Source organism: Burkholderia sp. B10 (genome assembly GCF_004368385.1).
GTDB classification, from domain to species: domain Bacteria; phylum Pseudomonadota; class Gammaproteobacteria; order Burkholderiales; family Burkholderiaceae; genus Burkholderia; species Burkholderia vietnamiensis.
Genome location: NZ_PQMX01000147.1, coordinates 1 through 4,000 on the forward strand (window position 1 = coordinate 1; position 4,000 = coordinate 4,000).

Consider the following 4,000-nt stretch of genomic DNA (forward strand, 5'->3'; position numbering starts at 1 on the left):
CGCGTGAATCGGCCGCCCGCTTGCCACGACACGTCATCGCCAGCATGCGCCGGCTCGCGCCGGCATGTGCGCGAGTTTAAACGCCGCTCGTGAACCACGTGTCGGTTCGCGCATACAGATCGATGAAGCGCGCATATCGCGCGGCCAGCGCGCGATCGTCGCGCGGCGCCGCGACCGGCGACGCTGCCGGCGCGAGTGCGCGCAGCGCGTCCTCGCGCCAATGTCCGAGCGCGACGCCCGCGAGCAGCGCCGCGCCGCGCGTCGCCGCATTCGGGCAATCGACCGCCTCCAGCGACGCACCGAGCGCATCGGCGAGCAACTGGCGCCAGCGCGGGTCGACGGAGCCGCCGCCCGCGAGCCGCAACGTCGCGACCCGATCGGCCGGATTCGCGTCGCGAATCGCATCGAGCCCCGCGCGCAGCGCGAACGCGACGCCTTCGAACGCCGCGCGCATCATGACGCCGCGCGTGTCGCCGAGCCCGAGACCGAGCCAGCCGCCGCGTGCGTCGGGGTTCATCCACGGCGAGCGCTCGCCGCTCAGGTACGGCAGGAAGCCAAGCCGCTCCGACGCCGGCTGCGCGAACGCGTCGTCGTAGGCATCGGCCCAGTGCGCATAGCCGAGCCAGCCGCGCACGGCCTCGAGCGCGAGGCCGACGTTCTGCATCGCGGCCATCGTGTAGTAGCCGCCGCCGGCCGCCGTGCGATAGCGATGCAGCCCGCGCCGCGCGGGCGGCAACGCGTGTGCGAGCACGACGATCTGGCCGCCGCTGCCGGTGGTCAGCAACGCGTCGCCGGCCGCGACGAGCCCGCTGCCGAGCGCCGCGCACGCGGTGTCGGCCGCGCCCGTCGCCAGCGGCACGCCGGTCGGCAAGCCGAGCGCGGCCGCGGCCTTCGCGTCGAGCACGCCGCAGCGCGCGCCAGACGGCCGCGGCGGCGCAAATGCGTCGAGCGGCAAACCGAGCGCGTCGATGCGCGCCGTCTCCCATGCGCCGTCCGGCGTCGCGAGCGCGGTCGCGCAGGCGTCGCTCGGATCGGCGGCGAGCTCGCCGCCGAGCGCGGTGCGCAGCCAGTCCTTCGGCTGCACGGCGTGGCGCGCGGCGCGCAGCGACTGCGGCTCGTGCACGGCGAGCCATCTCAGCAGCGGGCCGGCCATCCCCGGCGCGACGGGGTTCGGCGCGTCGGGCCACGCAGACGCATCGGCTTCGCGCACCGCGCGCGTGTCGGGCCACAACAACGCGGGCCGCACCGGCCGGCCGGCGGCGTCGAGCAGCACGACGCCGTGCATCTGTCCGGAGAAGCCGATCGCGGCGACCTGCTCGCGTTCCGCCGACGGCAGCCGCGCAGCGGCGCGCACCAGCGCCTGCCACCACGTGTCGGGCGCGATTTCGGCCCAGCCGGGCCGCGGCGACGACAACGCATAAGGTTCGCTCGCGACCGCGCGCTCGACGCCGTCGGCATCGAGCGTGACGAGTTTGACGGAGCCGGTGCCGAGGTCGATTCCGAGCAGGCGCATGACGGGACGCAGTATTCGAATGAACGGATGTCGATGATAGCGGGATCGCGCCGCGCGCCCCGCTTCGCCGCGGTTTTTTCGATGCCACGGCAACGCGACACGGCCGCAACGCGACGCCGCCGCGCGCGCATGCTGCGCGTCCCCTGCCGCGCCGGCAAAAACCTCGGCGCGCGGGTTAACCCGGCGCGATTTCCGCCAGGTCGTTTTTGCCACTATGCCGGCGCGGCGATACAGACCATAAGGCCGGCCATATTTGACATGGGGGTCCGCGCTATTTTGAACGGCTATAAAAGTGGGAAACCTTGCTCCCGCGTGAGTTTCCCGATGATCGACACCCAATCGCCCGCCGTAACGGCATATCGAACCAGCAAAGAACGGAATAGAACCCAGTGCTCTTGTTGCGATGGTGCATTCCGCATAACTTCGTACCACCCCGAAAACAAGATCATGGAGTGAGACAGATGCAATCGAACACGGTCCATCCGTGCGATGAGGTGCTGCCGACCGGCAAGCTGGTAACGCTTGGTCTGCAGCACGTCCTCGTCATGTACGCCGGCGCCGTCGCCGTGCCGCTTATCGTCGGCGGCGCGCTGAAGCTGCCGAAAGACCAGATCGCGTTCCTGATCAGCGCCGATCTGTTTTCGTGCGGCATCGCGACGCTGATCCAGACGCTCGGCCTGTGGATCTTCGGCATCCGCCTGCCCGTCATCATGGGCTGCACGTTCGCGGCGGTCGGCCCGATGATCGCGATCGGCACCAACCCCGGCCTCGGCATGCTCGACATCTTCGGCTCGACGATCGCGGCCGGCATCATCGGCATCGTGCTCGCGCCGACGATCGGCAAGCTGCTGCGGTTCTTCCCGCCGGTCGTGGTCGGCACCGTGATCGCGGTGATCGGGCTGTCGCTGATGGAGGTCGGGATCAACTGGGCGGCCGGCGGCGTCGGCAACCCCGACTACGGCAGCCCCGTGTATCTCGGCCTGTCGCTGCTGGTGCTCACGCTGATCCTGCTGATCAACAAGTACGGCCGCGGCTTCATCGCGAACATCTCGGTGCTGCTCGGCATCGTCGCCGGCTTCGCGATCGCGTTCGCGATCGGCCGCGTCAATACCGATGGCGTCGCGCACGCGCCGTGGGTCGGCTTCGTGATGCCGTTTCATTTCGGGATCCCGCACTTCGACCCACTGTCGATCGCGACGATGGTCACGGTGATGTTCGTCACGTTCATCGAATCGACCGGCATGTTCCTCGCGGTCGGCGACATGGTCGATCGGCCGGTCGATCAGGAGCGCCTCGTGCGCGGGCTGCGCGTCGACGGCCTCGGCACGCTGATCGGCGGCATCTTCAACTCGTTTCCGCATACGTCGTTCTCGCAGAACGTCGGCCTGATCGGCGTGACGGGCGTGAAGAGCCGCTACGTATGCGCGACGGGCGGCGTGATCCTGGTGCTGCTCGGGCTGTTCCCGAAGATGGCGCAGGTCGTCGCGTCGGTGCCGCCGTTCGTGCTCGGCGGCGCGGGCATCGTGATGTTCGGGATGGTGGCCGCGAACGGCATCAAGGTGCTGTCGAAGGTCGACTTCGTGAACAACACGCACAACCTGTTCATCGTCGCGGTGAGCGTCGGCATGGGCCTCGTGCCGGTCGTGTCGCCGCACTTCTTCTCGAAGCTGCCGCCCGCACTCGCACCGATCCTGCACAGCGGCATCCTGCTCGCATCGGCTTCCGCCGTACTGCTGAACATCGTGTTCAACGGCGTCAAAGGCGAGAAGGACGCGCGCTGCGAGATTCGCCGCGCCGGCCACGACTTCGACGGACGCCCGGCCGACGTGCATCACTGACCGGCTCCGGCCGGCAACGTACCGGAAGCGCAGAACGCCACGGCTTGCCGTGGCGTTCTGCTTTTGGGACCTACGAGCACATGCACGCGACGGCGGCCGCGATACGCGCGATCGCCGGCTTGCGCGCGACATCGCCACGCCGAGCGGTCGCGCAAAAAGAAACGCCACGGACCTCCGTCCGTGGCGTTGTCGCATACGCGTATAACGGCGTACGGGAGCGTTGCCCCCGTACGCCGGCGCGCCTACCCGTTCGTCGCCGCGGCGGATGCCGGCGCCGGCGCGGCCGCCTTGTCGTAGCCTTCCGTCACGTCCGGCGCGCGCGGCGTCTCGCCGGCGTGCTGGATCCAGCCGCCGCCCAGCGCACGATACAGATCGACGAGGTTGGTCCAGCGCGCGAGGCGCGCGCTGATCAGCGACTGCTGCGCGGAATATAGATCCGTCTGCGCGGTCAGCACCGACAGATAGCTGTCGACACCGTTCTTGTAACGCAAGTCCGACAGATCGAAGCGACGCTGCTGCGCGTGCTCGTTGCGCTCGAGCGCGGCGATCTGCAGATCGTACGTGCCGCGCGCGGCAAGACCGTCCGACACCTCGCGGAACGCCGACTGGATCGCCTTCTCGTAGTTCGCGATCTCGATGCGCTTCTGCA

The 4,000-nt window shown here is 69.3% G+C and carries 3 protein-coding genes; 1 reads left to right on the plus strand and 2 read right to left on the minus strand.

Going from position 1 to position 4,000, the window contains the following annotated elements:
* Nucleotides 1–76: 76 nt before the first annotated feature.
* Entirely contained in the window at nt 77–1,513 is a 1,437-nt protein-coding gene (locus tag C3Y15_RS31145; RefSeq protein ID WP_069246309.1) for an FGGY family carbohydrate kinase, read from the minus strand.
* Nucleotides 1,514–1,974: 461 nt separating this feature from the next.
* Between C3Y15_RS31145 and C3Y15_RS31150 the strand changes: the two genes are divergently transcribed.
* Entirely contained in the window at nt 1,975–3,351 is a 1,377-nt protein-coding gene (locus C3Y15_RS31150) for a nucleobase:cation symporter-2 family protein (RefSeq protein ID WP_011885887.1), read from the plus strand.
* A 242-nt stretch (nt 3,352–3,593) separates the two neighbouring features.
* Here the strand turns inward: C3Y15_RS31150 and C3Y15_RS31155 are convergent.
* Nucleotides 3,594–4,000 (minus strand): TolC family protein (locus tag C3Y15_RS31155; protein ID WP_134206938.1); only part of this gene is annotated, 407 nt, incomplete at its 5' end.